The sequence below is a fragment of the Paenibacillus xinjiangensis genome, assembly GCF_059686975.1.
In genome coordinates this window covers 45749-71933 of sequence record NZ_JCAALS010000030.1, presented here as the reverse complement: position 1 = coordinate 71933, position 26185 = coordinate 45749, and the positions used below count along the sequence as shown (strand labels likewise).

The 26185-nt window shown below is 50.4% G+C and carries 22 protein-coding genes; 6 read left to right on the top strand and 16 right to left on the bottom strand.

What is annotated here, in order from left to right; genetic code table 11:
* Positions 1-60 precede the first annotated feature (60 nt).
* The 3 genes from AC6ESP_RS24405 to AC6ESP_RS24395 all read left to right on the top strand — a co-directional run bounded on the left by AC6ESP_RS24405 (position 61) and on the right by AC6ESP_RS24395 (position 2989).
* A complete protein-coding gene (locus AC6ESP_RS24405) occupies positions 61-228 on the top strand; it encodes a hypothetical protein (protein WP_497099334.1) in 168 nt (55 codons plus the stop codon).
* Between the two features lie 181 nt (positions 229-409).
* Positions 410-1216, top strand: coding sequence for an SDR family oxidoreductase (locus AC6ESP_RS24400; protein WP_497099333.1), 807 nt, complete (start codon positions 410-412; stop codon positions 1214-1216).
* A 27-nt stretch (positions 1217-1243) separates the two neighbouring features.
* Entirely contained in the window at positions 1244-2989 is a 1746-nt protein-coding gene (locus AC6ESP_RS24395; protein WP_497099332.1) for an alpha-glycosidase, read from the top strand.
* A gap of 75 nt (positions 2990-3064) precedes the next feature.
* Here the strand turns inward: AC6ESP_RS24395 and glgA are convergent, their stop codons facing one another.
* Positions 3065-4501: a glycogen synthase GlgA gene (glgA, locus tag AC6ESP_RS24390; protein ID WP_497099331.1), complete on the bottom strand. Its 1437-nt coding sequence runs from the start codon at positions 4499-4501 to the stop codon at positions 3065-3067.
* Between the two features lie 3 nt (positions 4502-4504).
* A complete protein-coding gene (glgB, locus tag AC6ESP_RS24385; protein WP_497099330.1) occupies positions 4505-6481 on the bottom strand; it encodes a 1,4-alpha-glucan branching protein GlgB in 1977 nt (658 codons plus the stop codon).
* Between the two features lie 157 nt (positions 6482-6638).
* Here glgB and AC6ESP_RS24380 point away from each other — a divergent pair, with 157 nt between their 5' ends.
* Positions 6639-7868, top strand: coding sequence for a glucose-1-phosphate adenylyltransferase (locus tag AC6ESP_RS24380; RefSeq protein WP_497099329.1), 1230 nt, complete (start codon positions 6639-6641; stop codon positions 7866-7868).
* Positions 7869-7987: 119 nt separating this feature from the next.
* Here the strand turns inward: AC6ESP_RS24380 and AC6ESP_RS24375 are convergent, their stop codons facing one another.
* From AC6ESP_RS24375 to fabF, 12 genes are all read right to left on the bottom strand, one after another.
* Positions 7988-9613: an MFS transporter gene (locus AC6ESP_RS24375; RefSeq protein WP_497099328.1), complete on the bottom strand. Its 1626-nt coding sequence runs from the start codon at positions 9611-9613 to the stop codon at positions 7988-7990.
* Entirely contained in the window at positions 9589-10674 is a 1086-nt protein-coding gene (locus AC6ESP_RS24370) for a TetR/AcrR family transcriptional regulator (protein WP_497099327.1), read from the bottom strand. Before AC6ESP_RS24370 ends, AC6ESP_RS24375 begins: the two co-directional genes overlap by 25 nt.
* A gap of 82 nt (positions 10675-10756) precedes the next feature.
* Positions 10757-11269, bottom strand: coding sequence for an NADPH-dependent FMN reductase (locus AC6ESP_RS24365; protein ID WP_497099326.1), 513 nt, complete (start codon positions 11267-11269; stop codon positions 10757-10759).
* Positions 11270-11274: 5 nt separating this feature from the next.
* Positions 11275-11763: a flavin reductase family protein gene (locus AC6ESP_RS24360; protein WP_497099325.1), complete on the bottom strand. Its 489-nt coding sequence runs from the start codon at positions 11761-11763 to the stop codon at positions 11275-11277.
* A 56-nt stretch (positions 11764-11819) separates the two neighbouring features.
* Positions 11820-13115, bottom strand: coding sequence for a zinc-binding metallopeptidase family protein (locus AC6ESP_RS24355; protein WP_497099324.1), 1296 nt, complete (start codon positions 13113-13115; stop codon positions 11820-11822).
* A 35-nt stretch (positions 13116-13150) separates the two neighbouring features.
* Complete coding sequence (locus AC6ESP_RS24350) at positions 13151-13768, bottom strand: cysteine hydrolase family protein (protein WP_497099323.1); 618 nt, start codon at positions 13766-13768, stop codon at positions 13151-13153.
* 23 nt (positions 13769-13791) lie between these two features.
* Positions 13792-14865 (bottom strand): LLM class flavin-dependent oxidoreductase, encoded by a 1074-nt coding sequence (locus AC6ESP_RS24345; RefSeq protein WP_497099322.1) that lies wholly within the window; start codon positions 14863-14865, stop codon positions 13792-13794.
* Positions 14866-14950: 85 nt separating this feature from the next.
* Positions 14951-16078, bottom strand: a complete 1128-nt coding sequence (locus tag AC6ESP_RS24340) for an ABC transporter substrate-binding protein (RefSeq protein WP_497099321.1) — start codon at positions 16076-16078, stop codon at positions 14951-14953.
* Positions 16079-16159: 81 nt separating this feature from the next.
* Complete coding sequence (locus AC6ESP_RS24335) at positions 16160-17062, bottom strand: ABC transporter permease (protein ID WP_497099320.1); 903 nt, start codon at positions 17060-17062, stop codon at positions 16160-16162.
* Positions 17063-17066: 4 nt separating this feature from the next.
* On the bottom strand, positions 17067-17843 hold the full coding sequence (locus tag AC6ESP_RS24330; RefSeq protein ID WP_497099319.1) for an ABC transporter ATP-binding protein: 777 nt from the start codon (positions 17841-17843) through the stop codon (positions 17067-17069).
* Between the two features lie 1663 nt (positions 17844-19506).
* Positions 19507-20259 carry an SDR family NAD(P)-dependent oxidoreductase gene (locus AC6ESP_RS24325; RefSeq protein ID WP_497099346.1) on the bottom strand — a complete coding sequence of 251 codons (753 nt, stop codon included), beginning with the start codon at positions 20257-20259 and terminating at the stop codon, positions 19507-19509.
* Positions 20260-20295: 36 nt separating this feature from the next.
* The gene (gene fabF, locus AC6ESP_RS24320) at positions 20296-21531 is read right to left on the bottom strand and encodes a beta-ketoacyl-ACP synthase II (protein WP_497099318.1); all 1236 of its coding nucleotides are present in this window, start codon (positions 21529-21531) and stop codon (positions 20296-20298) included.
* A 155-nt stretch (positions 21532-21686) separates the two neighbouring features.
* Between fabF and AC6ESP_RS24315 the strand changes: the two genes are divergently transcribed.
* Both AC6ESP_RS24315 and AC6ESP_RS24310 read left to right on the top strand, forming a co-directional pair.
* The gene (locus tag AC6ESP_RS24315; RefSeq protein WP_497099317.1) at positions 21687-22538 is read left to right on the top strand and encodes a helix-turn-helix transcriptional regulator; all 852 of its coding nucleotides are present in this window, start codon (positions 21687-21689) and stop codon (positions 22536-22538) included.
* Positions 22539-22608: 70 nt separating this feature from the next.
* Entirely contained in the window at positions 22609-23130 is a 522-nt protein-coding gene (locus AC6ESP_RS24310; protein ID WP_497099316.1) for a methylated-DNA--[protein]-cysteine S-methyltransferase, read from the top strand.
* A gap of 56 nt (positions 23131-23186) precedes the next feature.
* On the opposite strand, the gene thrC is transcribed toward AC6ESP_RS24310, so the two are convergent.
* Both thrC and AC6ESP_RS24300 read right to left on the bottom strand, forming a co-directional pair.
* Positions 23187-24581, bottom strand: coding sequence for a threonine synthase (thrC, locus tag AC6ESP_RS24305; RefSeq protein WP_497099315.1), 1395 nt, complete (start codon positions 24579-24581; stop codon positions 23187-23189).
* A gap of 257 nt (positions 24582-24838) precedes the next feature.
* Entirely contained in the window at positions 24839-26056 is a 1218-nt protein-coding gene (locus tag AC6ESP_RS24300; protein ID WP_497099314.1) for an MFS transporter, read from the bottom strand.
* Positions 26057-26185 lie beyond the last annotated feature (129 nt).

Sequence of the window (26185 nt, the reverse complement as noted above, 5' to 3'; positions counted from 1 at the left end):
AGTAACACCAAAATGGAAACGTTTCAATAGTTTTATTGGAAACGTTTCAAAAATATTTTCTTGATTCAATCCTTGTTTATCTTTACCACTCACAAGGCTGTAATTGTATTGCTTGTCGTTCTAGAGACAGCTCACTTTATTGTCAGAGTCAATCCTTACTCCTATCTGCCAAGAAATAGAGCCATTAGTACCTTAACGAAGGAATATTTTGGCGTTAATGAGACGTAGGCAGGCAGCTCTGTCATCTACAAAAACCTATGAAACATCACCGCTTTGCATACTACGACGAAAGATATATTCCACTACTGATAAATTTATCAAAAAAAACGTTCATTTGTTTATCCTTCAGCTTTTCGGGTGAAACATTAAATAAAGATGATAAAGCAACATACAAAAGGAGGATCTTATGATGGGTAATGACAATAAGCGTACAGGCCGGCTTGCTGGCAAAATAGCATTCATAACGGGGGCCGGATCGGGTATCGGACGGGCAGCAGCTCTTCATTTTGCCAAGGAAGGCGCTGATCTGGCTCTGCTCGATAGGAAAGAAGAAGCTTTAGTCGATGTCCAAAAGCAAGTTCAATCGTATGGAGCGACCTGCATTGCTATTGAAGCTGATATATCGAACGAGAAGCAGATTCGCGGGGCCTATGAGCAGATAAGCGCACGGCTCGGCCGGCTCGATATTGTTTTTGCCAACGCAGGCATTAACGGTGTACTGTCTCCCATTGAGCTTATGGAGCTGAAGGATTGGAACACGACGGTTCAGGTCAACCTGAACGGAACGTTCTTAACGGTTAAGCATGCCATCCCGCTATTGAAGGAGAACGGCGGAAGCATCATTATTACGAGCTCGATTAATGGCAATCGGGTGTTCTCCAACATTGGGTTCAGCGCCTACAGCAGCACGAAAGCTGCGCAGACCGCTTTTACACAGATGGCAGCACTAGAGTTAGCCGATTACGGCATTCGTGTGAATGCAATCTGCCCGGGAGCGATTAAGACGAACATTGACGAGAGCACAGAGAGAACGCCGGAGCTTGATGAGGTGACGATTCCCGTAGAGTATCCGGAGGGCGATCAGCCTTTGGAAAAAGGACCTGGACGTCCGTCGCAAGTCGCCAAGCTGGCCTTGTTCCTCGGCTCCGATGACTCAGACCATATTACCGGTACAACCGTCTATATTGATGGAGCAGAGTCTTTACTGCGCGGCTAATGATAAAGATAGAGAGGCGGAATTCCAATGAACATAGAAGCTATTCATCATTCTCCAAGCCACAAATGGGCCTATGCTTATGACCGGGACACCTTCCACCTCCGCCTGCGCACGAAGCGCGACGATGTTGACGAAGCAGTCGCAGTTGCTGGAGATAAGTACGATTGGGAGCATCATGTGCAGGAAGTCGCCATGGAGAAAATCGCGGCAGACTCCTTATTCGATTACTGGGAGGCTGTCATTCGTCCAGAATACAGTCGCTTCTCTTATGGGTTCCGATTGCGCAGTGGGGATAAGACGCTGTGGAAAATCGAAACGGGCTTCTCCGATGAGCAGCCCACACCCCCTGGCGGTTATTACGAGGTTCCCTATATTCATGAAATCGATTTGTTTGACGCCCCAGAATGGGCTAAGCGAGCTGTCTTTTATCAGATCATGCCGGATCGATTCGCGAATGGCGACTCGGGTAATGATCCTGATGAACTGACGCCTTGGGGCGAACCACCGAATGGAGAATCTCATTATGGCGGTGATTTGCAGGGCATTCTAGATCATTTGGAGCATTTGAGCGAGCTTGGCATTAATGCGATCTATTTGACCCCGATCTTCACTTCTCCATCGAATCACAAATATGATACGGTCGATTACCGGCAGATTGACCCCAGCTTCGGTGATATCCAGCTGCTGCGCAAGCTCGTCAAAGCCTGCCACGACAGAGACATTCGCGTCGTGCTGGACGCGGTGTTCAATCATGCGAGTGAGCAATTCCCTCCTTTTCAGGATGTGCTGAAGCATGGCGAGAATTCGAAATATAAAGACTGGTTCCACCTAAGCAGCTTCCCCGTAGAGGTGAAGGATGGCAGAGCCAATTATGATACCTTCGGCTTCTTCGGCAATATGCCTAAGCTGAATACAGCGAATCCCGAGGTGAAGCAGTACCTGCTGGATGTTGCTGTCTATTGGATTAAGGAGGTTGATATCGACGGCTGGCGGCTTGATGTCGCGAATGAAATTGACCATCACTTCTGGCGGGATTTCCGTCAGGCTGTAAAAGCTGCTAAGAGTGATGTGTTCATCATTGGAGAGGTATGGAGCGACGCTCTTCGCTGGCTGCAAGGCGATCAATTCGATTCCTCCATGAATTATCCGTTCACCAACAGTGTATTAGACTTCTTCTCAGCTGAGGACAGGCCTGCATCCAGCTTCGCCGAGGATATTAGCAAGCTGCTGATTCGATACCCTCAGCAGACGAATGAAGCCTTATTCAATCTGCTGTCCAGCCATGATATTCCACGTGCCATGACACGACTTGGCGGTGATAAGCTGCGACTGAAGCTGGCTGTCGTCTTCATGATGACCTCCATGGGAGTACCCTGTATCTATTATGGAGATGAGATCGGAATGGATGGCGGCGACGACCCGGATTGCCGCAAATGCATGGAGTGGGATGAAGACAAGCAGGACAAGGAATTATTCGACTTTTATAAGCTTATGATTGCTCTACGGAAAGAACACTCCGCTCTTCGAACAGGACGTCTGCGCTTCTTGCTCGCAAGCGCAGACCAAGGCCAGCTCGTCTACGAGCGGCTTGATGGCAAGCAGCATTTTACGATATGGATGAATTCAACTGGAGAATCAGCGTCGCTTGCGCATCCGATGCACGCAGATGGATGGCGGGATGTGCTCAGCGGCGAGGAGGTTGCCACTCATGAGGAGCAGCTTACGGTCGAGCTTGAGCCGCGGGGTTATCGCCTATTGATGCGTGAGATCTAAGAGGAATGAAGCTATCGTTCAGCTAATGAGAAAGGGGTATCCCTAAGGTCGAATGACCTCTGGAATACCCCTTTGCTAGTTCGTCCTAAGCTGCTCATACAAGGCCCGATACTGAGCAGCCGACTGCCCCCAGCTGTAATCGCCTTGCAGCGCTGTAGTCGTCAGCTTCAACCGGTGCTCGGGATTCGACCAGATGCGCAGGGCACGCCTAATGGTATAGAGCATATCTCCGCTGTTGTATGCGCTGAAGGAGAAGCCATTCCCTTCTCCCGTATACTCGTTGTAGCTCTGAACCGTGTCCTTCAAGCCGCCCACTTCGCGTACAATCGGAAGGCTGCCATATCTCAGCGCCAGCAGCTGGCTAATCCCGCACGGTTCGAACAAGGAGGGCATCAGGAATAGATCTGATCCCGCATATATTCGGCGTGCCAGTCCATCGTCGAAGCCAATATAGGAGACGAGCCTGCCTCTATTCCGATGCTCCGCTTCCCGAAAGGCATGCTCCAGCCACGAGTCACCAGTTCCAAGCAGCACCACTTGGACCTTCTCCGTCCGCAGCAGCTCGTCAATGATTTCCAACACGAGCGGAAGCCCCTTCTGCTCGACCAGTCTGCCAACTAAGCAGATAAGCGGAACTGTGCCATCAACCGCTAATCCAAGCTCTTGCTGCAGAGCTATTTTATTATCTGTCTTCTTATCTAGACTTGTACGGTAATTGACCTTCAGATTCTTATCATAAGCTGGAGAATACGAACGGGCATCGATCCCATTCACAATTCCAAGCAGTCGCTCCCCCTTATGCCTAAGAGCCGCCTCCATTCCACAGCCGTACCCCTCCGTACCTATTTCGCGCGCATAGGAAGGGCTCACAGTCGTCACTTGATCAGAGAGTTGAATGCCTGCCTTCATGAAGCTGACCGCACCATGAAATTCCACACCATCTGGAGTATAGCATTCATTCGGAAGGCCCAGCAGATCACCTAATATTTCATGCGAATAATTACCCTGATATTGCAGGTTATGAATCGTGAAGACGGTCTTCATCCGGGCATATTCCGGCCGCATCCAGTAATGATGGCGCAGCAGTGCAGGAATCATCCCCGTATGCCAATCATGACAATGAATCAGATCGGGCATGAAGCCAACCGCCGGCAAAGCCTCCAACACCGCCCTGCACAGGAAGGCGAACCGCTCTCCATCATCATAATGACCATAAACGGCAGAGCCGCGCTTGAAATACTGTTCATTATCCAAAAAATAATAAATAATGCCGTCCAGCTTCAGCTCCAGTATTCCGCAATAAGCATTGCGCCAGCCGACAGGCACATTCACGATGCCAGTCTGTTTCATCTTCTCCTTATATCGCTGTGGAATCGACTCATACAACGGCAGGATAACACGCACCTCGGTTCCGCTACGCTGAAGCTCAGCGGGCAAGGAGCCAATGACATCGGCGAGCCCTCCGGTTTTGATAAAAGGAACACATTCCGCTGCAGTAAATACGACCTTCATTACTCATTCCGCCTCTCCTGCTTCAATTCTCCGACTAACCTTACTTTTATGCAGCTTCGTCCTCGTCTCCTTATCCCGCTTCAGAATGACGATGGATAGCGGCGGCAGGGGCAGCTCAACGCTGTGTCGCTTGCCATGCCACAGCTTGCGATCAGATGGATGTACCGTTCCTTGCCTCAGCTGGCTGCTCTCAAATCCGAAGCCGCCATAGGCAGGATCATCGCTGCTCAGAAGAATACGATATTTCCCTTCTGAGGGAACACCCACCCGGTAGGCAGGATGAGCCTGCTCATTGAAATTACACAGCACAAGCACAGATTCTCCGCTTGCACTCCCCACCCTTCGATAGACGATAACGCTCTGATTGGCATCCTGATGATCAATCCATTGGAATCCACCTGGCTCATGATCGAGCTGCCAGAGCGATTTCTCCTCAAGGTACAGCCTGTTCAACTCTTTCGTATATTGCTGCATCTGTCTATGCATCTCATAGCCAAGGAGCATGAAGTCCAGCTCAGCTTCATCCTTCCATTCATCGAACTGCCCGAACTCACCACCCATGAACAGCAGCTTCTTGCCGGGATGCGTCATCATATAGCCGTATAAAAGCCTGAGGCCTGCGAATTTCTGCTCGTAGGAGCCGGGTATTTTGTTCAATAGCGATCTTTTGCCATGGACGACCTCATCATGCGACAAAGGCAGAACATGCGTCTCTTGCCCTGCATACCAGATTGGAAAAGTCAGCAGGTCCTGCCGGCCCTTGCGTTCTTCGAACGACAAGGATATGTAGCGCAGCGTATCGTTCATCCAGCCCATGTTCCACTTATAGTTGAATCCTAATCCATCTTGCTCGACAGGCAAGGTCACACCCGGATAAGCATGTGATTCCTCCGCCATCATCAGGGCATGCGGGTAATAACGGAACACTGCCTCATGAAGCTGCTGCAAGAAATCAATGCCCTCTAGATTCTCGGTGCCCCCATATGCATTCGGTCTCCACTGGTCATCTGGCTTATCGAAATTACGCTGCAGCATACTCGTTACTGCATCCACACGGAAGCCATCAATATGGAACAGCTCCATCCAATACAAAGCGTTCGAGATCAGGAAGCTGCGCACCTCGGGTTTGCTGTAGTCAAAAGCAAGAGTTCCCCACACGGGCTTCTCCGCCAATAAGGGGTCCTCATGCTCGAATAGAGCCGAGCCGTCGAATTGCCTCAAGCCATGCGCGTCTTTGGCAAAGTGCCCCGGCACCCAATCGAGAATAACGCCTATTCCCCGCTGATGACAACGATCGATGAACGCCATTAGCTGCTGCGGCTCCCCATACCGACTTGTGGGGGCAAAAAAACCGGTCGGCTGATAGCCCCAGGAACGATCATAAGGATGCTCCGTCATCGGCATAAGCTCCAGATGGGTATAACCCATCTCTACCACATAATCGATAAGCTCATCCGCTAATTCGGTATAGGTATACAACGAGCCATCTTGATGCTTTTTCCAAGTGCCCGCATGCACCTCGTAAATATTCATCGGCTGGCGATAAGGCGGACGCCGCTTCTTGATCCATGAGCGATCTCCCCATTCATAGCCTCCAAGAGACCATACTTTGGATGCTGTACTTGGTCTCACCTCCGTATAGAATGCGTATGGGTCAGCCTTAAGCAGCCTCTCGCCCGCTTCCGTTACAATCTCATATTTATATAAATCGCCGTCAGCTAGACCAGGCACGAAGCCCGTCCAAATATCAGACAGCTCTACACGCTCTAGTTGGTGAGCCTCCCCGTTCCAGCCATTGCGATCACAGGCTAACCCAACTGCCTTGGCATGGGGGGCCCATACATTGAACCGAACACCCGATTGACCATTCACAACGGTAGGATGGGCACCCATTTTACGATAGCTATGCAGCCATGTTCCTTCGTGGAACCAGAAAATCTCCTGCTCACTAAGAGCTTTGGCATCCATCATCTGTCTCATCTATCTTCACACCCGCTTCCATCCTGTAATTGCGCATGATTTAAGCATGATTAACCTTTAAAAATGATTTTGAAGCACTCGTTTCAAAGCATTGCTGGATGTTTAAGATTACTGTACAACACACTAACCGTCATGGACGACTGGAGGAATTAAATTGATGAGTAACAATGATTGCATCGCTATGCTGCTAGCAGGTGGACAAGGAAGCAGACTGGCACCTCTGACAAGTCACTTTGCCAAGCCTGTTGTTCCATTTGGTGACCGTTTGCGGATGATTGATTTTCCACTCAGCAACTGCATGAATTCCAATATTCGAAATGTTGGTGTACTGACTCAATATTGCTGTGATTCGGTCCATGACCACATTGCAGATGGCGAGGCATGGCTGCAATCTTCCATGACGAGGCATTCAGGTGAAATTGCACTTCTGCCAGCCTCACGCATATCCAGCAATGGTTATGCAGGCACAGCAGATGCTATATATCGCAATATCGATTATATTGATCAGCATAATCCGGAGCATGTGCTCGTGCTGTCAGGTGACCATATCTACCAGATGGATTATCGGCCTATGCTAGAATTCCATAAGAAGAATAACGCTGCTGCGACGATCGCGGTCAAAACCGTCCCGTGGCGCGAAGCGAGTCGATTCGGTATTATGCATACAGACAAGCAGAATCGGGTTATCGAATTCCAAGAGAAGCCCGCTAAACCACAAAGCAATCTTGCTTCGATGGGCATCTACTTATTCCGCTGGGAAACTCTTAAGCAGCTGCTAATTGAGGATGCAGCCGATGAGCATTCCAGCCATGATTTCGGGCAGAATATCATCCCCGCCATGCTGGCTGCCGAGGCTAATCTCGTCGCTTATTCGTATGAGGGGTACTGGAAAGACGTTGGCACGATCGAGAGCTTATGGGAGGCTCATATGGAGCTGATCGATGGAGAATTCGATCTTGATGTCAGCCATTGGCCGTTACATACCCATATACGGACGACTTCCACTCCTATCCCTGCAAATTACAATCCCGTTGACTCCATTATCACAGATTCCATTGTACATCCAGAATGCACCGTGGCGGGTGAAATGACAAGATCTGTCCTCTGCTCAGGAGCAACCGTCGGCATTGGCAGTGACATCGTTGAGAGCATCATTATGCCGAATGCTAGAATCGGGCGTAATGTGACCATTCATAAGGCCATTATCGGTGAAGGAGCTGTCATTCAAGATGGTGCGATTATCGGTGAGCTGGGCCGAGACGAGATCTACGTTGTTGCTCCTGGTGAAATCGTCACAGCTCATTCTGGTTACAGCGACTTGGAGCCGCTGACCACACTCATAAGCGCTGGACGCGAGCGTTATCATGGCAGTGTATTGAATTATTAACATATAGGAGCTGAGCCTTTAAGCCGATCCGGATGAATAGCGGATCGGCTTGTTGAGTTGTTTGGGGATAGGACATTAAATAAGGCCTCACCAGATTGAACGGTGAGACCTCATTGGGTTTAGAGCATAGTGGGCGCTGCCGCTTCCCGTTTCTTATCGGAGGATATGGCTGGATTATAGCGCTCAGAGCCCGTCCATATGGCAGCTGCCATACCAACGGCTGAAGCGGCAACGAGAAACCAGAAGCCGAATTGCACTGCTTCACCCAGCGCCTCTCGAAGAATGGCCACCGTCTCCGCGGGCAGTCCAGAATCCGCCTGCAATACAGCCTGTGGATCAGCGAGCTGCTCAATGCCATCCGAGGACAGCTGCAAGGTATCCGCTTGGGCTTGCAGCAAGCTGCTAAGACGCCCATTAATAATCGATGCCAGTACAGCGGTCCCGAATACGCCCCCGATTGAACGGGAGAAGCCTACAGTCGAGGTTGCTACCCCTTTCATTCGTTCCTCTGCGCTCATGCTTACAGCCATCTGGCCGACCATCATCAGAATGCCTATACCAATTCCGATCAACGCCATGATGAAAGTCATGAGTCCCGTATGGACATCGCCCGGCAGGTAGACGACCATTAACAATCCGGTTCCGGTGAACAGCATCGATAAGGCAATGCTGAAGCGCCAGCTCCATCTTTTGATCAGCACATTACTGAACGAAGCCCCCAGCATGACACAGAACATTAATGGAGTAAGGGCGCCTCCTGAATCGCCAACATCGCCGCCCAGACTGCCTTGTACGAACAGTGGAATGTACACGAGCGCCCCGTACATCATAATTCCTTGTATGAACGTTGCCATCAGCGTCCCCGAGATAACCCTGCTGCGGAACAGCTCAAAGGGTAGAATAGGCTCCTTAACTCTCGTCTGCACGAATAAGAAGACGACAGCAGAAGCAAGACCCAATGCTAGCAGCCCGATAATGCGCCATGAAGACCATGCGTAGTCCACTCCGCCCATCTTAAGTCCGAGCAGAATCGATAAGGTTGAGATGGATAGCAGCAATGCTCCCGTCACATCAACGGAAGGGCGTTCCTTGCGATCCGATTTGGTCGCTGACAGCAGCTTGTTCATGATGAAGAATATAACGACCCCGAATGGCAGATTGATATAGAAATTAAACCGCCAGTTCAGATGCTCGGTAATGATTGCCCCAAGAGCTGGTCCTACGACAGATGAGAGTGCGAACACGCTCATATACAGCGTCTGATAGATTCCCGCCCTCTCCTTGGGCATAATCGAGAACACAAGCGTGAACGTAACCGGCAGCAGGAAGCCTGCACCGATGCCTTGTATACCACGGAACAGCACCAGCTGGAGCATGCTCCCTGCCATGCCGCATAACGCCGAGCCAAGCATGAATATAGCAAGGCCGAGCATGAAGAAGGTTTTACGTCCATAAATATCGGATAATTTGCCGCCGATCGGCATGATGACGGTAGAGGCCAGCATGTAGACGGTGAATACCCAAGACATCTGCTCGAATCCATCCAGTCTAGCAACGATGGTCGGCAATGCGGTAGATACAATTGTCTGATCAAGCTGGGTCAAAAAAATGCATACTAAAAGCGCAGCCATCATCCAATTCAAATGGGATTTCGATAGGCTGTTCGAATTCGAATCTGTTGTCATCGTACCATCACCTGTCTGCTGCGCTGCCGCTTCACTCACATTCCGGTCAGTTTGGCACAACGTTTAATGTAATCGCGAGGCGTGCCGCCAGGTACTCTAGCTATGGCGAACGCGCCCAAACGGTTGAATGCATCTTCAAGTGTCCGCTGCAAAGCCTCTGCAGCTGAAGGATTGCCCATCGTCCATATGCCAACGAAACGATCAGCGATTAGGGAAGGACTCTGCTCAAGCCTGCCGAGCAAGCGATACAACGCATCCGGCAGCTCTCCAAATTTCGTGGAAGCGAATACAATAAGCATTCCTTCCTGCCCTTTGGCAGTGATCGCCTGCCTTTCATCATGGACGATATGCAGATTAATATCAGGCAGCATGCCTAACGCATCGAGTAGTATAGCCTGCTCCTCATGCCCTGCGTCTGATTCAGGAAGAAGAACGGTGAGCTTCCTCTGCGTTCCCGCTGCCGCTGTTGCGCGATTCAACGTGGAGACATCGTTGGCTATTATGCCATGTAGAGCAAGACTTACCATCTGCTGCGCAATTTCCTCCTGAAGCTCGGGCAGACTTCCTTCCGATCCCACAATTTCTTGCATATTGTCATAGCTGCGATAATAGAATTGGTTCATCATTCCCCATAAGGAGAATAGAACGACTTTCTCATTCACTTGAGAGCTGATTACGCCCTCCTGCTTCCATTGCTTGAACATGTCTGCTTTGTCTAGAAAGTCTTGTACCCATGTGGAGGAGGCGTATTTGTTGAATAGATCCCCGCCCTCAAGCGCTTCCCAATGAAAAATTTTGTACAAATTCGGCATTCTGCACTTAATCTCGAAGTGGGTTTTGATATAATCCCGAATCATGAGCGCAGGGTCCTTCTTCTCCCATGAGAAGGCCTCCACATAAACTTCCCATTGCTGGAACAGACGGGCCAGCACTTCCTGATAGAGCTTTTCCTTCGAGTCAAAATAATAATGAATCAGCGCCTGATTGACCTCCGCCTTCAGAGCGATCTCACTGATTCGCGTGCCTGCGAAGCTGCTCTTGGCGAACAGCTCCTCGGCCGCATTCAGTATCCGATCCTGCACGGATGCCTTCACTTCTTCTGTTCCGGTTTCTTGTAGCAATTGCACCCCTCCATTCGTATACACGGCATCCCGTATGCCTATGGCTTCCTAAGGTCGCGTACGGGAGCTCGCCTCACGACGACTAGAGCATCCGGGACAATCCGAACCGCGACTCTTCTATCCAACCGGATACGAGCTCCGGCATTGTGTCCATCTGTGAATCCATAACATACAAGCCTTTGGCAGGGCATACTGCACCTACTTCAATAAGCAGCGGTCTCATGAAGGTCTCCACCGCCATGCTGTGATGCGGTGAGCCGCCTACCATGACGGGTATAGCGAATTTGCCTGCCCAAGCGTTAGGCGGCAGCATATCGATGAATAGCTTGAGAAGGCCTGTATAAGTCGCTTTATAAGTCGGACTAGCAATGACAATCATATCAGAACCGTTTACCAGATCAAGCAGCTTCTGAGCATCGGGATGTCCCCACCCAGTCAATGCTCCTGCGTAATCAGCCAAATCCAGAACGAGCTGCTGAACCTCCTGCTGTCCTTCTTCTTGAGCAAGCTTGGCCAACTGCTTCGTAACCTCAGACGCAATCGTGTGTGTCTTCGAGAACGCCTTCGGATTTCCTACAATCGCTGTTATCTGCACGTTGGTTATGCTCCTATTATAGTCAATTTCTCGTATTTTCCTCTATAGAAAAGTAGAGGCTCTACTGCAGCGCTTGCTTCATGAATATGAATGCCTTCACCTAGCAGCACGACATGGTCGCCGCCCTGCACAACTTCCTTCACCAAGCATTCCACGCTGGTCAGACAGCCCTCGAGAACAGGCAATCCTGACTCGCCTTGGTAATAAGCGATACCCTCGAACTTCTCTGCCCCGCCTTTGCGAGCAAAGGCTCTAGATACGTTCTCCTGTCCGTCGGCCAATATATTCACGCAGTATTTGTTCGACGCGAGCAGCTTCGCGAGCGAATCGCTCTTATTATCGACGCAGATCAGTACCATCGGCGGATCAAGAGACAATGAAGTGAACGCGTTCGCTGTCATTCCAGCTGGGTTCCCATCCTCATCAATCGTCGTGATGACGGTAACGCCCGTCGCGAATTTACCCATTGTGCCTCTCCATTGTTGTGAGTCCATAGTAGAAACCCTCCTTCAGGTTTTGCGGAGCAAAACCACTTCGTAAGCCTATGTGGCTATTCTGTCTGATTGCATATTTGCCATGCGGCCAAAGCGTAGACGACGACGGCATCGACCATATCGTCTACAGTCGGGCGGAACCTTCTCGGCCCATAGGTTACAGCCGGAATATGATACATGTTGAAGACGTTATGATCCCGCCACATGCTGGAATAAATATAATGCCCGATTTCTGTCTCTCCCTTGCCAGAAGCAAGACTTGCCTTACTAATCGCAGAGTGCAAGCCTTCTACCTGCTCAGCGTCTGCCTCGAACCCTTGGCGGTATACGATGGGCTCGATATGACCTTCGAACCCTTCACCAGCCAGCAGGCCATCGAGCTGCCGCTGAACATCAGCGATCGACTGCTTCGGCGTTAGGTTCACCTCGAGATAGATCGAACACACCTCACTGCCGCTGCCCATCAAGTGAGGGTCACCACCTCGAATAGCTGCAATCTGCACCTTTGGTACGGAGGTTCCTCCTATTGAATGATAGGTGTTCGCCACTTCATATTCCGCTGCCCATCGTTGAATCGCTTCAATTAACGGTGCGACCATGACGAGCGGACTCGGATGATTCTTTAATAATGGCGTATGCTCGAGCAAGGGTGTGAATACATCCTCCCCATACAAGTCGATTCGGAAGTTAGCATGTCCGCAAGAGACCCACGAAATGCCAAAGTCTGTTCCTTCTGCCGCTATCGCATAGTCTGGGGCTACACCGCCATGCGTCATCATATATTGAGCGCCGATCTCCTTGCCCATATAGACCGAGCCTTGGAATTCCTCGACATGCTCAGGTCCAATCTCACCTGGACAAGCTGTCACGTAGAGCGTTCCTGCAAGCGGCAGGCCAAGCTTCTTCAATACTTTAGCTGCCATTAGCGTACAGGCCATCGGCCCGCGATCGTTCTCCACCGGCCTGCCGGAGAATACGCCATCCTCCAGGCGCGCCTCCAGCCATTCCGGCCTTTCGACGGAGCCGGGACGATATTTCCAGCTGTCACGCCAGTTATATTGCGGCGACTCCGTATCGAGATGGCTCGTGAAGAGCAGATTTTTGCCCTGACCGGGCTTATCCCCGCCCATACGGCCGATAATATTGAATCGGTCCTCTACCATGCCTACCCGCTTAGGCGCTAAGCCCTCGCGCTTCATCCATTCATAGACAAAGTCTCCCGAAGCCTTCTCATAGCCAGCAGGGCTGGGAATATTGCCGAGCTCTAGAATGAGAGCAACCAGCTCCTCCCTATCTACTGCTTGACGGATGGCTAACGCCATATCTTCAACCTGAATCCCCGTATCGCTCATTCTGCACTCTCCCTCTACCTAGACAAGGGGCGCCGTTATACGCTCCAGCTAGCTATAACCTCATCTGTTGTTACAATCGAAGCGAAATTAATCGCCATCATATTTAGAGAAGCATCGTGCATCTCCTGCTCATAAGCTGCACAGGCATCCGCTACGACGAACGTTTCATAATCAAGCATAAAACCGTCTCGAACCGTTGAATCCACACAGCATTCCGTCGTTACCCCGGTCACGATAAGTGATGTTATTCCTCTGCTTCGCAGAACAAGCTCTAGATTCGTCCCGATAAAAGCGCTGTAACGCTGCTTATCCACCACGAGATCACCAGCCTCCGGATAAATCCGGTAATAATCCGCCCCTTGTGTTTCCCGCCGGCATACGGCTGCACTATCCGCATCCAATCCCTGTCTAGCATATAGAGCGAGCATCGCTCGCGAATCGGTCTCTGGAGCTGTAAGCAGGCGGATGAAAATAACCGGTACACCCTGCTCCCGCGCTGCGCCTGCCAACTGCTCGATTCGATCGACTGCTCCATCCACGGTAGACAGATCCATTCCTATCTGCCCCATCAACCCATCTGCAGCACAGAAATCCCGCTGTACATCGACGATTAGCAGCGCTGTTTGCTGCGTGGGCAATTGTGTAGTAGTCATTCTCATCACGCCCCTTCCGCTATTTATTTGGTACTGCGAAGTACTGGAAGCACTTTCTCTCCGAAGAAGCGCAGATCCTCAATATAATCAGGGAAAGTAAGCATCATGCCATCAATGCCGGTAACCTCAATGATATGACGAATGCGGGCAACGATAGACTCCAAGCTTCCAGAGATCGTCTCGCACATAAAAGCACTTTTAGCCCGTGCAACCATTGAATTCTCACGGCCATCTGGCTCAAGGCCGTAGCTTCTCAGCATGCCTTTGATCGCACCAATATCTGCGCCTTCTTGATAGAGCTTCATTCTCTCATCAGCCAGCTCATCAGTCTCCGCTGGAATGATACTGAACATTGCATACGTTTTGACCGTTTTATTGCGCTGGGCTGCCATTTCTTTGGCGCGGCGGCTAACAGCTGCCAGCTCTTCAAGATCACGCCCACCGATGAAGCACGCGTCTCCTTCATCAATCGTGAAGCCCATTCCCTTCTCCGATTGGCCCGCACATATAATCTCAGGACGCGGCTGCTGAATCGGCTTAGGCTCCGATACACAGTCCGTCAGCTCGAAATATTCACCCTTGTGAGTAACCGATTCCTCGCTCCACAGCTTCTTAACCGTCTGTATCCATTCCTTTGCCAGATCATAGCGTTGATCATGATCCAGATGCTCCGGCCACATGCCCATCTGTGCGAACTCTCCCGCGAAGGAGCCCGACACCACGTTCATCCCAACGCGTCCATTACTGATCTGATCGAGTGTTGAGAACATTTTGGCAGCGACCGCAGGGTTGAATAGCAGCGTATGCACTGTCGCGTAGATTTTCACCCGAGATGTCGCCTCCGCAAGCCCAGCCATCATCGTCATTGACTCCAGCGATACGCCCCAGTGATTCGTGCTGCCGCCGTAGCCCTTCCATTTCGCCATCGACATAATGAAATCAAGTCCGGTCTCCTCAGCAATCATTGCGGCACTGCGGTTCAGCGCATAGCTCCCATCCAGGCGAGGTGATGTCTCTGAGAGAATCCAGCCGCCGTTCGTAATCGGCAGAAATACGCCAAAATCAACGTTATTGTAATCGATAGTAGTAGTAGTCATAGTCGCTTCACTCCAATGGTATAGGTTAGATTGTGCTTGTTATAGAATCAAGTTGCGCGTTGCCTCTAGAATAAGTATTTCCCTATTAGCTGGCTTCAGGCCAGATTAGCGCTTCGCCGTCATAGATAGAATCAATAAACAGGTTGTCCATGACATCATTCACATTAACAGCCTCTTTAATGATCTTCGAAGCGAACAGCATGTTGATCTCACGCTGCCACTGATCACTAGTCTGCCATGCGATGCCGCGACCGTTGTGGCGTGCTTCCTCAATGATTTTGCTCTCAATTGCCCAGCGGTTCGTCTCTGCCTTCAGATCATATGTAGACTCCGAACGCTTCTCAAGCACCTTCAATGCTTCATCAGGATTAGCAAGGGCATATTCATGAGCCTTGGATATTGCACGGAGGAAATCCTCCACAGCTGTCGGATGCTTTTGAGCAAAATCACTGTTCGCAGCAATGACACCGAAGGAGGTTTCCGCACCATACTGGCCTGGATCAATGAGACGAACCTTGAAGCCCATTTGCTCCATAATATAAGGCTCATTGGATTTGTATACTGTCAGGGCATCAACCTTGCCACTGCTCAGAACCGTAGGATCGTAGCCGACAGAAACACCCTTCACCTTCATCGGATCGACTCCTGTTTTCTCGAACATAGCGGCATAGTTGGCAGGAAGCGCACCGTGATACCCTAATGTTTTGCCTTCCAAATCTGCCGGCTCCTTAATGGCCGAGTCATCCATCACCATAATGGCACTCGATCCCGAAGCTGCGAAGGTTGCTACTCCTTTGATTGGCGCACCGTTAGCAACCGACTGAATCACGAGACTCGGCGTGCCAGCACTCGCTAGCTGAGCTTGTCCAACCGCTAGAAACTTCATCCCCTCTGAATCAAGACCCGGCTGTATCTCAACATCAAGACCCAGCTCCTTGAAGTAGCCAAGCTCATCTGCCATAACCGCTTGAATGTCTGGCGGAGAAGCCGCGTAATAATAGCCCGTGATATAAGTGATCTTACCCGCTTTTTCATTCTCTGCCTTGCGTGCCGTCCAATCCTCTGAGCCCTTCTCCGTACCTTCTGCAGCCGGAGCATTTGTTGCTGTGTTAGCTGGAACTGAGTTATTGCCACTCGAGCAGCCTGCCATCACCACGACACATGCAAGCAGCAATGACATTACCCACTTTGACCTTTTTGTTGTTCTCTCCATCCTAAAGCCCTCCACTCATCTATATGTTTTTTTTGGAAAAACAACGGAATAAACGTATGCCTGGACGATGATGAGGTTTCGTTAGCTTTGTTTTTGCTCGGATACATGCCATGACAGCACTTTGCGCTCTAGGAATCTAACTAAGCTAACGAGCGCAATACCCATAATGGCTAGCATGAAGATAGCGGCGAACATGCGCTGCATTTGCATATAATTGCTTGCCATCATAACTAGATTGCCTAGCCCTTGCGTTGAGCCGCTCCACTCTCCGACGACCGCGCCAACGACACTGAGACTGACGCATGTTCTCGCAGCAGAGAATAGATAAGGAAGGCTGTTCGGCAGACGGAGCTTCAAGAATATTTCGCTTTTGCTCGCGTGGAGGGATCGCATGTATTCGTAGTTGTTCTGGTCAATGGAGCGGAAGCCCACAATCGAGTTAACGAGCATCGGGAAAAACGTAATAATTGCTGAGATGAGGATCTTCGGCAGTGCGCCGAAGCCGAACCATATGATGAATAGAGGAGCAATCGCCATAATAGGTGTAACGTTAGCAAGCACTGCGATAGGTAGCAGCGTTCTCTCCAGCAGTCTTGAGTGGGACATCAATATGCCCCCAACGAAAGCGATAAAGGTACCGAGCATGAAGCCGATCAGCGCCTCGTACAAAGTAACCCATGCATGAGGCAAATAGAAGAAGAAGGAACCGAATAGCTCCTGTAGAACGGAAGAAGGCGCGGGCAGCATAATGTCCTGAACACCCAGCAGCCTTACGCCCAGCTCCCACAAACCGAATAAACATAGGAAGGCTAGAAATGGAGGCATGAACAACGATTCGGCGAACCATAGCTTAAACCGCTGCATACCTGTGGGCTCTGTCTGGCTTCTGCCTTGCTGGCGCGTAGTGCCATTCGCATTAGGGGCCGACATGGCTCCACCTCCTGTTTTAACTGCCGCTTCACTCTTCATTAAGCTCTGGCTCATCCACTCATCCCCACCTTTCACGAAGCTGTCCGCGTATTAGGCTGACATAATGGTGAAACTCATCTGTATCCTCCACCTCAGCGCTGCGGGGACGAGGCAGATCAATATCGATAACCTGTGAAATCTTGCCTGGACGACTCGACATGACGACTACTTTATCCGAGAGCAGTACAGCTTCCCGTAGGCTATGGGTGACGAATACGACAGTCTTCTTATGGGCCTCCCATATGTCCAGCAGCTGATAGCTTATCAGCTCCCGCGTAATCTCATCCAGAGCCGAGAATGGCTCATCCATGAGCAGGATTGGTGCGCCTGAGCCGAATGCCCTTGCGATTCCAACACGCTGCTGCATACCGCCGGATAACTCCTTCGCATAGGCGTTGACGAAATCACCGAGTCCTACGGACTTCAGCAGCTCTACCGGGTCTTCCCGATCCTCTGCGCGGATAGCGCCAGCTTTCTTATTCACCTCGAAGGGCAAGTTCATGTTCTCAAGAACGGTTCTCCATGGAAAAAGCGCCGGTGCCTGCGGCACGAATCCGAACTGCTTGTCCGATTGAGCCTGCATCGGAGTCTGGCCGCCTACGAACACATCGCCTTCATCGGCTTCTGTTAATCCGCCAATGACACGAAGCAGCGTAGATTTCCCGCAGCCGCTAGGACCAATAAGACTAACGAAGGTGCCTTGCTCCAGCTCCAAATTAATATCTTGCAGAGCAACTGTTGATTGTCCTCGACGAACGAATCGCTTGAATACGTGTTCCACTTGAATGTAAGACATATCAGGATCACCACTCTTTATCGTTGTTATGAAAGGCCCTTTATTTCTTGGATTGAATAAATGGATGGAATGGATTAATAGATGAATAGATAAATTGATGAATTGATGGATTAATGGATTAATGAATGGATTGATGGATTTAACCGACTCGTTAAACGTTTGGTTAAATTTAATTAACTAGTTAATTAATCTTCTTGTTCGTATACTAGCATGCGCCTGAAAAATATGTCAACTTATTTGACATAAAATATAAATGTTTTAACAAAATGGGCCGATTACGACATGATTCATGCTGATAATGCAATTTATGCGTTAGTTTTATGTTACTTTTTAACTGTACTAGAGTGGATTCCGCTCGAAACCTGACGTATTATCTAACGTAGTGCGCTACGCTCGGTTTCCCCACTCCCCCTTCCGCCTACCTCGCACTACTACCTCGCACATCACCATTCGCACTACTACCTCGCGCATTACTACTCGCATTAGCGAAACTAACTTCGCTATTGGTGAATCCAGTTGCGCTATTTCCTCCACTCTGGGTTCTAGATACGGCGTTACAGTAACCAGTTTCGCTACTCGTGAACCTGCTTTCGCTAATTAGGAACTTCGTTTCGCTATCCAGCCGTTTCTCCTCTCCCCGCCTCTCATTAGCGAAACTACGTTCACCAATAAGGAAATCCGGTGCGCTATCTCGGTTTCCCAACTCCCCCTTCCGCCTACCTCGCACTACTACTCGCACCATACTACTCGCACTACTACCTCGCGCATTACTACTCACATTAGCGAAACTAACTTCGCTATTGGTGAATCCAGTTGCGCTATTTTCTCCACTTTCGGCCCGAGATACGGCGTTACAGTAACCAACTTCGCTACTCGTGAACCTGCTTTCGCTAATTAGGAACTTCGTTTCGCTATCCAGCCGTTTCTCCTCTCCCCACCTCCCATTAGCGAAACTACGTTCACTAATAAGGAAATCCGGTGCGCTATCTCGGTTTCCCCACTCCCCCTCCTGCTTACCTCGCACTACTACCTCGCACATCACTACTCGCACTACTACCTCGCACAATACTCTACTCGCATTAGCGAAACTAACTTCGCTATTGGTGAATCCAGTTGCGCTATTTCCTCCACTTTCGACCCGAGATACGGCGTTACAGTAACCTGCTTCGCTACTCGTGAACCTACTTTCGCCAATTAGGAACTTCGTTTCGCTATCCAGCCGTTTCTCCTCTCCCCACCTCCCATTAGCGAAACTACGTTCACCAATAAGGAAATCCGGTGCGCTATCTCGGTTTCCCCACTCCCCCTTCCGCCTACCTCGCACTACTACCTCGCGCATCACCATTCGCACTACTACCTCGCGCATTACTACTCGCATTAGCGAAACTAACTTCGCTATTGGTGAATCCAGTTGCGCTATTTTCTCCACTCTCGGCCCGAGATACGGCGTTACAGTAACCAGCTTCGCTACTCATGAACCTGATTTCGCTAATTAGGAACTTTGTTACGCTAACCAGCCGTTCTCCCTCCTCCTACCTCGCATTAGCGAAACTACGTTCACCAATAAGGAAATCCGATGCGCTACGCTCAGCGCGCAGCTGCTTCCGCCACTCAACAAAGAAACAGCGTTCGCCATTGGCGAACGCTGTCATTAGTTACCTAGCTATTCCTCGTAGATCATCTTCCTCGTCATGCCCCCATCAACGACTAGATTCGTGCCGTTAACGAAATCATTCGCAGGATCAGTCAGATAGAAGCAGGCGCGCACAATATCCTCCGTACGTCCGACGCGCATGGAAGGATGCTGCTGGTGATCCTCTGGACGAAGCGCTTCATAATCGCCGTTCTCAATCCAGCCTGGGCTGATTGCGTTCACCTTGATCCGGTCGGGACCAAAGGATACCGCAAGCGCATGAGTGAGAGAAGCAATCCCACCCTTAGAAGCCGCATAAGCTTCGGAATTAGGCTCTGACATCATCGCTCTAGTGGACGATAAATTAACGATAGCCCCGCCTCCATGCTCACGCATCACCTTCGCCGCTTCTCTGGAGCATAGGAAGGTTCCCCGGAGATTGGAATTCAGCACATAATCCCATTCTTCCAGCGTTATATCGTAGGGGGACTTCCAGAAGGACAGCCCTGCATTGTTAATGAGCACATCTACTCTGCCGTGCTTGTCTCGAATATCTTCGAACATCGCTTCGATTTCATGCGGCTGACTCAAATCAATCGTTACTGCGAATCCCCTCTGATCACCTTCACCTTCATTAATAGCAAGAGCAGTCGCTTCAGCCGCAGCCCCATTTCGATCGGCAGCAATAACTATCGCCCCTTGCGACGCATAGGCTCGGGCTACAGCAGCACCAATTCCCTGTCCCGCGCCTGTTACGACGACGATATTATCTTTGTACTTCAACAACTTCAACCAGCTCCTTAGCCTCGATTAATCCCATTAATCCTCATATCGCTTCAACACGATTGCTGCATTATGACCCCCGAAGCCGAAGGAATTAGACAATCCAATCGTAAGTGGCACCCGCCGCGACTCATGTGGCACATAATCCAGATCGCATGCGGGGTCTGGATCATTCAAGTTAATCGTAGCCGGAATGACGCCTTCATTCAAGCCAAGCGCTAGAGCAATGGCTTCCACTCCGCCTGCTGCTCCAAGCATATGGCCCAGCATCGACTTGTTAGCCGTGATTGGCACATGAGAGGCGTGCTCGCCGAACAATCGCTTAATAGCCATTGTCTCCCCTAGATCGCCAGCTGGCGTACTTGTCGCATGAGCACTGATTACATCAACCTCAGTCGTACTTACACCCGCCGAGGCAAGGGCAGATTTCATTGCCAGATAAGCGCCTGTCCCCTCCGGATGCGGAGCAACCACATGATACGCATCTGAGCTTGCGCCATAGCCAATCACTTCGGCAAGCGGCTGCGCTCCTCTCCGAAGCGCATGCTCCAACGATTCAAGAACGACAATGCCCGCCCCTTCACTCATGACGAAGCCATCTCGATTCTTATCAAAAGGACGGCTCGCCACGCTAGGATCTGTGCTCCGAGAAAGAGCCGTTGCATTGCCGAAGCTGGCAAGCGCAAGCGGAGTAACGGCTGCTTCGGAGCCGCCGGCGATAATGACATCCGCTTCACCTAAGCGGATCGCTCTGCAAGCCTCGCCAATCGCTGTATTGCCGATGGAGCAAGCCGTAACTGGAGACAGCGTTGGCCCCATGAAGCCGAACCGTATGCTGATCTGCGCTGCTGCAATATTAGAGATCATCATCGGAACAAGCGTTGGGCTGACTCTTCCTGGCCCACGCTCCTTCAGCAGATTAACATTATCTACGAGCGTCTCAAGCCCGCCGATTCCCGAGCCTACATAGACACCGACGCGTTCTTTATTAATAGCATCCATTGAGAGGCCCGCATGCTCCACCGCTTGCTCTGCTGCTGCAAGGGCATACTGGCTGAAGCGGTCCAGCTTCCGCGCTTCCTTCCGCCCCCATCTCTCTTCCGCATCGAAGTCTCGTACAAGACCGGCGATCTTAGTCTTTTGTTCAGATATATCGAATCGATCAATGGTCGTAATGCCTGATTTTCCCGCCAGCATGTTCTTCCATAACGTCCCAACGTCATTCCCTAGTGGAGAAATGACTCCCATTCCCGTAATAACCACTTTATTCATCCTAGCATCCCCCTCATTCCCATATAGCATGCGCAACTATAGCTAGCCATAGAGATCATTGTTGTACCTATTGTAACCGTTAATTATCCTATTACAAGTTTCTGGTTATCCTAGTATAATGAGTACTACATAACGATTATAAGGGGGCAGCATCCATGAAGCCCGCAACAAGACTAGAAGCATTGTCTGAATTCCTGAGGTCCCATCGCTCCAAGGTGCATCCGCGAATGGTTGGATTGCCGGAAGGGACAAGAAGACGTACGCCGGGACTAAGACGGGAAGAAGTCGCCCAGCTCGCAGGAGTCAGTACAACTTGGTATACGTGGTTAGAGCAAGGGCGAGCGATCAAGGCTTCCCCCTCTGTCCTTGATGCGATATCCGCCGCTCTGCTGCTGAATACGGATGAACGCAAATACCTGTACGACTTGGCACTAGAGACAGGAGCACAGCCCAGTGTGCAGCGCAGTCAGCCAGAGGAGCTCATCACCCCTTCTCTCCGAAGGATTCTACAGGAGCTGCGCTACTGTCCGACGATCATCTCTGATAACCGCTGCAATATCGTAGGCTGGAATGACGCTTCCGCTCATGTGTTCATTAATTTCAATCTCATACCTGCAGAAGAGAGGAACCTCATTCAATTATTGTTTACGAAAAAAGAACTGAGGAGCCTAGCTGTCAATTGGGAGCATTTTGTGCGAGGGTATCTAGCCATCTTCCGTGTCTACTACGGACAATACTTGGCAGATGAGTGGTACACTGCATTTATTAAGCAAATGGAGAGCAGCCATCCTGAATTCCATGATCTATGGATGCAGAGCGAGGTTAGCTCGGCACCTGAGGTCGTAGTCGAATTCCGCCATGCAAGAGCGGGCAAAATGCTGTTCGACTTAAGCTCGCTGCAAGTACAAGGCGGCAATGAACTAAGATGCAGTGTGTATACGCCGGTAGAAGATTCGAATACAGAGATCAAATTACGCAAGCTGATGGATGAGAGTGTCGGTATATGAAGCTGCCAGATAAGCTGATACCGTTGCTCACAAGCTCCACTATTAAGCCTTTAAGGAGAGTGTCTTAACGATGAATGAAGGTCAACCGTCAACCCTCTATTGGAGTCCATTCGAATATAACGATTGGAAGCTGCACCTCGCTGCCACAGACCTTGGACTATGCTATGTCGGCTCGCCCGAGGAGTCGTTCAATGATCTTAAGCAGTGGGGAGCGGCACGTCTCCCAGAGCTCACACCGGTGCGCAATGACGAAGCACTGGAGCCCTATGCCCAGCAGCTAGCAGCCATCTTACAGGGGACAGCCATTACCTTCTCCCTCCCGCTGTACCTCCACGGAACACCTTTTCAATTAGCTGTATGGGAGGCCCTGGCCGAGGTACCCTATGGGGATACAGTGTCCTACACGACAATAGCGGAGCGTGCAAGCCGTCCTAACGCTGTTCGTGCAGTGAGTGCAGCAATTGGTGCGAACCCTGTCCTTATCGCGATTCCCTGCCATCGAGTCGTCGGAATGAGTGGAATGTTCACGGACTATCGCGGGGGCCAACCGATGAAGGGGCTGCTGCTGGAGAATGAACGAAGCCATGGGTAAAATAAAAAGGGTTGAAGGGCTTCTCAGCCCTTCAACCCTTTACTATTCACCTCTAATTACGCGTTGTAGAATTGAACGAGCTCACGAACAATTTCCTCTGCTGAGCCATCAACCTGCGTCTGACGCTGCGGTTTATTGAACAGCGATGAAATCTGCTGCGGGAATTCCTGCTCGATGCCGACTAGGCGAATCGCCTCGTCGAACTTAGCTGGATGCGCAGTCGCTAGTGAGATCGTGATTTCCTGCTCGCCGCTCACTTTATCAGCTGCAGCAACGCCGCACGCCGAGTGAGGATCGAGCAAATAATCTGTCTCGCCTTTATATTTGGAGATGGTATCGAGGCACTCTTGCCCTTCTACTCCATGTGCTCCGAACTCAGCCTGTACGCTGCGAAGAGCTTCCTCTGAGATGACAATTTCACCCTCTGTTTTGAAAGCATCCATTAACGTACGGATTTGAGCAGCGTCTTCACCAAGCACATAATACAGGTAACGCTCGAAGTTGCTCGCTACTTGAATGTCCATCGATGGGCTGTACGTGCTGCGGAACTCACCTGGCATATACACGCCTTCTTGGATGAAGCGCTCTAGAATGTTGTTCTCATTCGTTGCCAGAATAAGCTTGTTAACCGGCAGACCCATACGTTTTGCCAAATACCCAGCGAAGATGTCACCGAAGTTGCCAGTCGGCACGCTGAAGTTCACCTTATCCACGCCCGTCTGCTTAACGACTTGGAAGTAGGAATAGAAGTAATAGACCGTTTGTGCAAGAATACGCACGAAGTTAATCGAGTTAATCGCACATAGATGATTAGCTGCCTTGAAGTCCAGATCAGCGAACAGATCTTTGATAATGCGCTGGCAATCATCGAAGTTGCCTTCTACCGACAGGTTCAGTACGTTATCGTCCTGTACGGTCGTCATTTGCAGCTCCTGCACCTTGCTCACCTTGCCATTAGGATGAAGGATACAGATCTTGATGCCCTCTTTGCCACGAACACCCTCAATAGCAGATGCGCCTGTATCGCCGGAGGTTGCTCCAAGGATATGAATGGTTTTATTTTGTTTCTTCGATACGTACGTATATAGTTGGCCCATGAACTGCAGCGCAATGTCTTTGAAGGCGAAGGTAGGACCATGGAACAGCTCAAGCAAGTACAGGCTGTCGTTAAGCTTGCGAACCGGTGTTACTTCGGGATCACGGAAGGTCGAGTAGCTATCGTAGACCAGCTTCTTCAAGTCTTCCTCCGGAATTTCTCCGTTCGTATAATAGGAGAAGATTGCGAGTACCAGCTCCTGATAGCTGAGCTCCTGCCATTCCTTCAGCGTTGCTGCCGAAATAACCGGAATTTCATTAGGAACGAGAAGTCCCCCATCATCCGCCAAGCCCATCAGAAATGCATCGATAAAGCCTATTTTGCCTACATTGCCTCGTGTACTGATATATTCCATCTGTATTCCCTCCTACGAATTATACACACGCGAAGAAGACCGCAAGCTGTCACGGCTGTTCGAGTGCATGATTACTACCATGTATAGCACGCATAGATGCGGACCGTTAGCCGATAAGCTTTCCTTGTATGCCATCATATCATCGTTTCCGTCGAAAATCGAATCGTTTATTGCACATACCCAACAATTATACGAAAAAGACCGCTCCAACCTCAAGTACAAATAATCGCTTGAGCATGGAGCGGCTGTTCGAAGCCTTACCGTATGGTTGCGGCCCTGCTGCTGCGTCGATCCATCCCGTAGCTGAGTATGGTCAATGCAAGACCTACAACGGTAACAATAGCGGCAATCCAAGGCACATGCTGCATGCCAATGCCATCGACTGCAAGCCCGCCAAGCATCGCCCCTCCAGCATTGCCGAGGTTGAAGGCCGATTGATTCGATGTGGAAGCCATCATTGGCGCATCCTTGGCCAGGTCCATAATTCGCATCTGCAGACCAGGCACAATCGTGAAGGATGCAATTCCCCAGAAGAAGATCGTTATAACAGCGAGCACTTTATGATCATTCGTGAAGAAGAAGATGAGCAGAATAAGAGCTAGTATAGCCAGACAGATCATAAGGGAAGGCATAAGCTTCCAATCTGCCAGCTTGCCCCCTATTAAGTTGCCGATCGTAACGCCGATTCCGAACAGGATGAGAATGACGGTTACGTATTGCTCCTCGAAGCCTGTAATGTCCTGAAGGATCGGAGCTATGTAAGTGAAGGCTGTGAACACACCACCGAAGCCGAATACCGTCATAGTCAGAGCGAGCCATATCCGCGGATTACGGAAGATGCGAAGCTCCTTGCCGATGGTTGCCTGCCGGTTAAGTGGAATCTTCGGCACGAACAGCGCAATTCCAGCGAATGCAGCTACGCCCAGCACAGCTACCACTGCGAATGTCGAATGCCAGCCGAATTGCTGACCAATCAGTGTACCCAGCGGAACACCAAGGATATTGGCTACAGTGAGTCCTGTATACATCATCGAGATCGCTCCTGCACGCTTGTCAGGGCTGGCTAAGCCTGCTGCAATAACGGAGCCGACTCCGAAGAAGGTGCCGTGCGCTAGAGATGTAATAATTCGAGCAAGCATCAATACCGTGTAGTTAGGTGCCACTGCCGCAAGAGCATTCCCCGCTATAAAAATAATAAGCAATGCGCACAGCAGCTCTTTTCTCGCCATGCGAAGGGTTAGCACGGTCATAATCGGTCCGCCAATCGCCACTCCCAGAGCATAGCCTGTGATAAGCTGACCTGCGCTCGATATCGATACGCCAAGGTCAGACGCTACATTCGTGAGCAAGCCCATAATGACGAACTCCGTCATTCCGAGTGCAAAGGCACCTAGAGTTAGCGATAACACTGCCGCCCGAACAGACTTGGCAGATTTGCTCTGCAGCCGCTCATTTAATTCTGTTTTGATTTTCATAGTAGCTTGGCTCTCTCTCTTTGATGATTGGAATCTCTCTATTTTTTCACTCCTGAGGGGATTCTATCGTAACTCTCCTAAGGGGTCAACCATAATAGTTAGCAAATAATGATGATGAGCAGTTGAAAA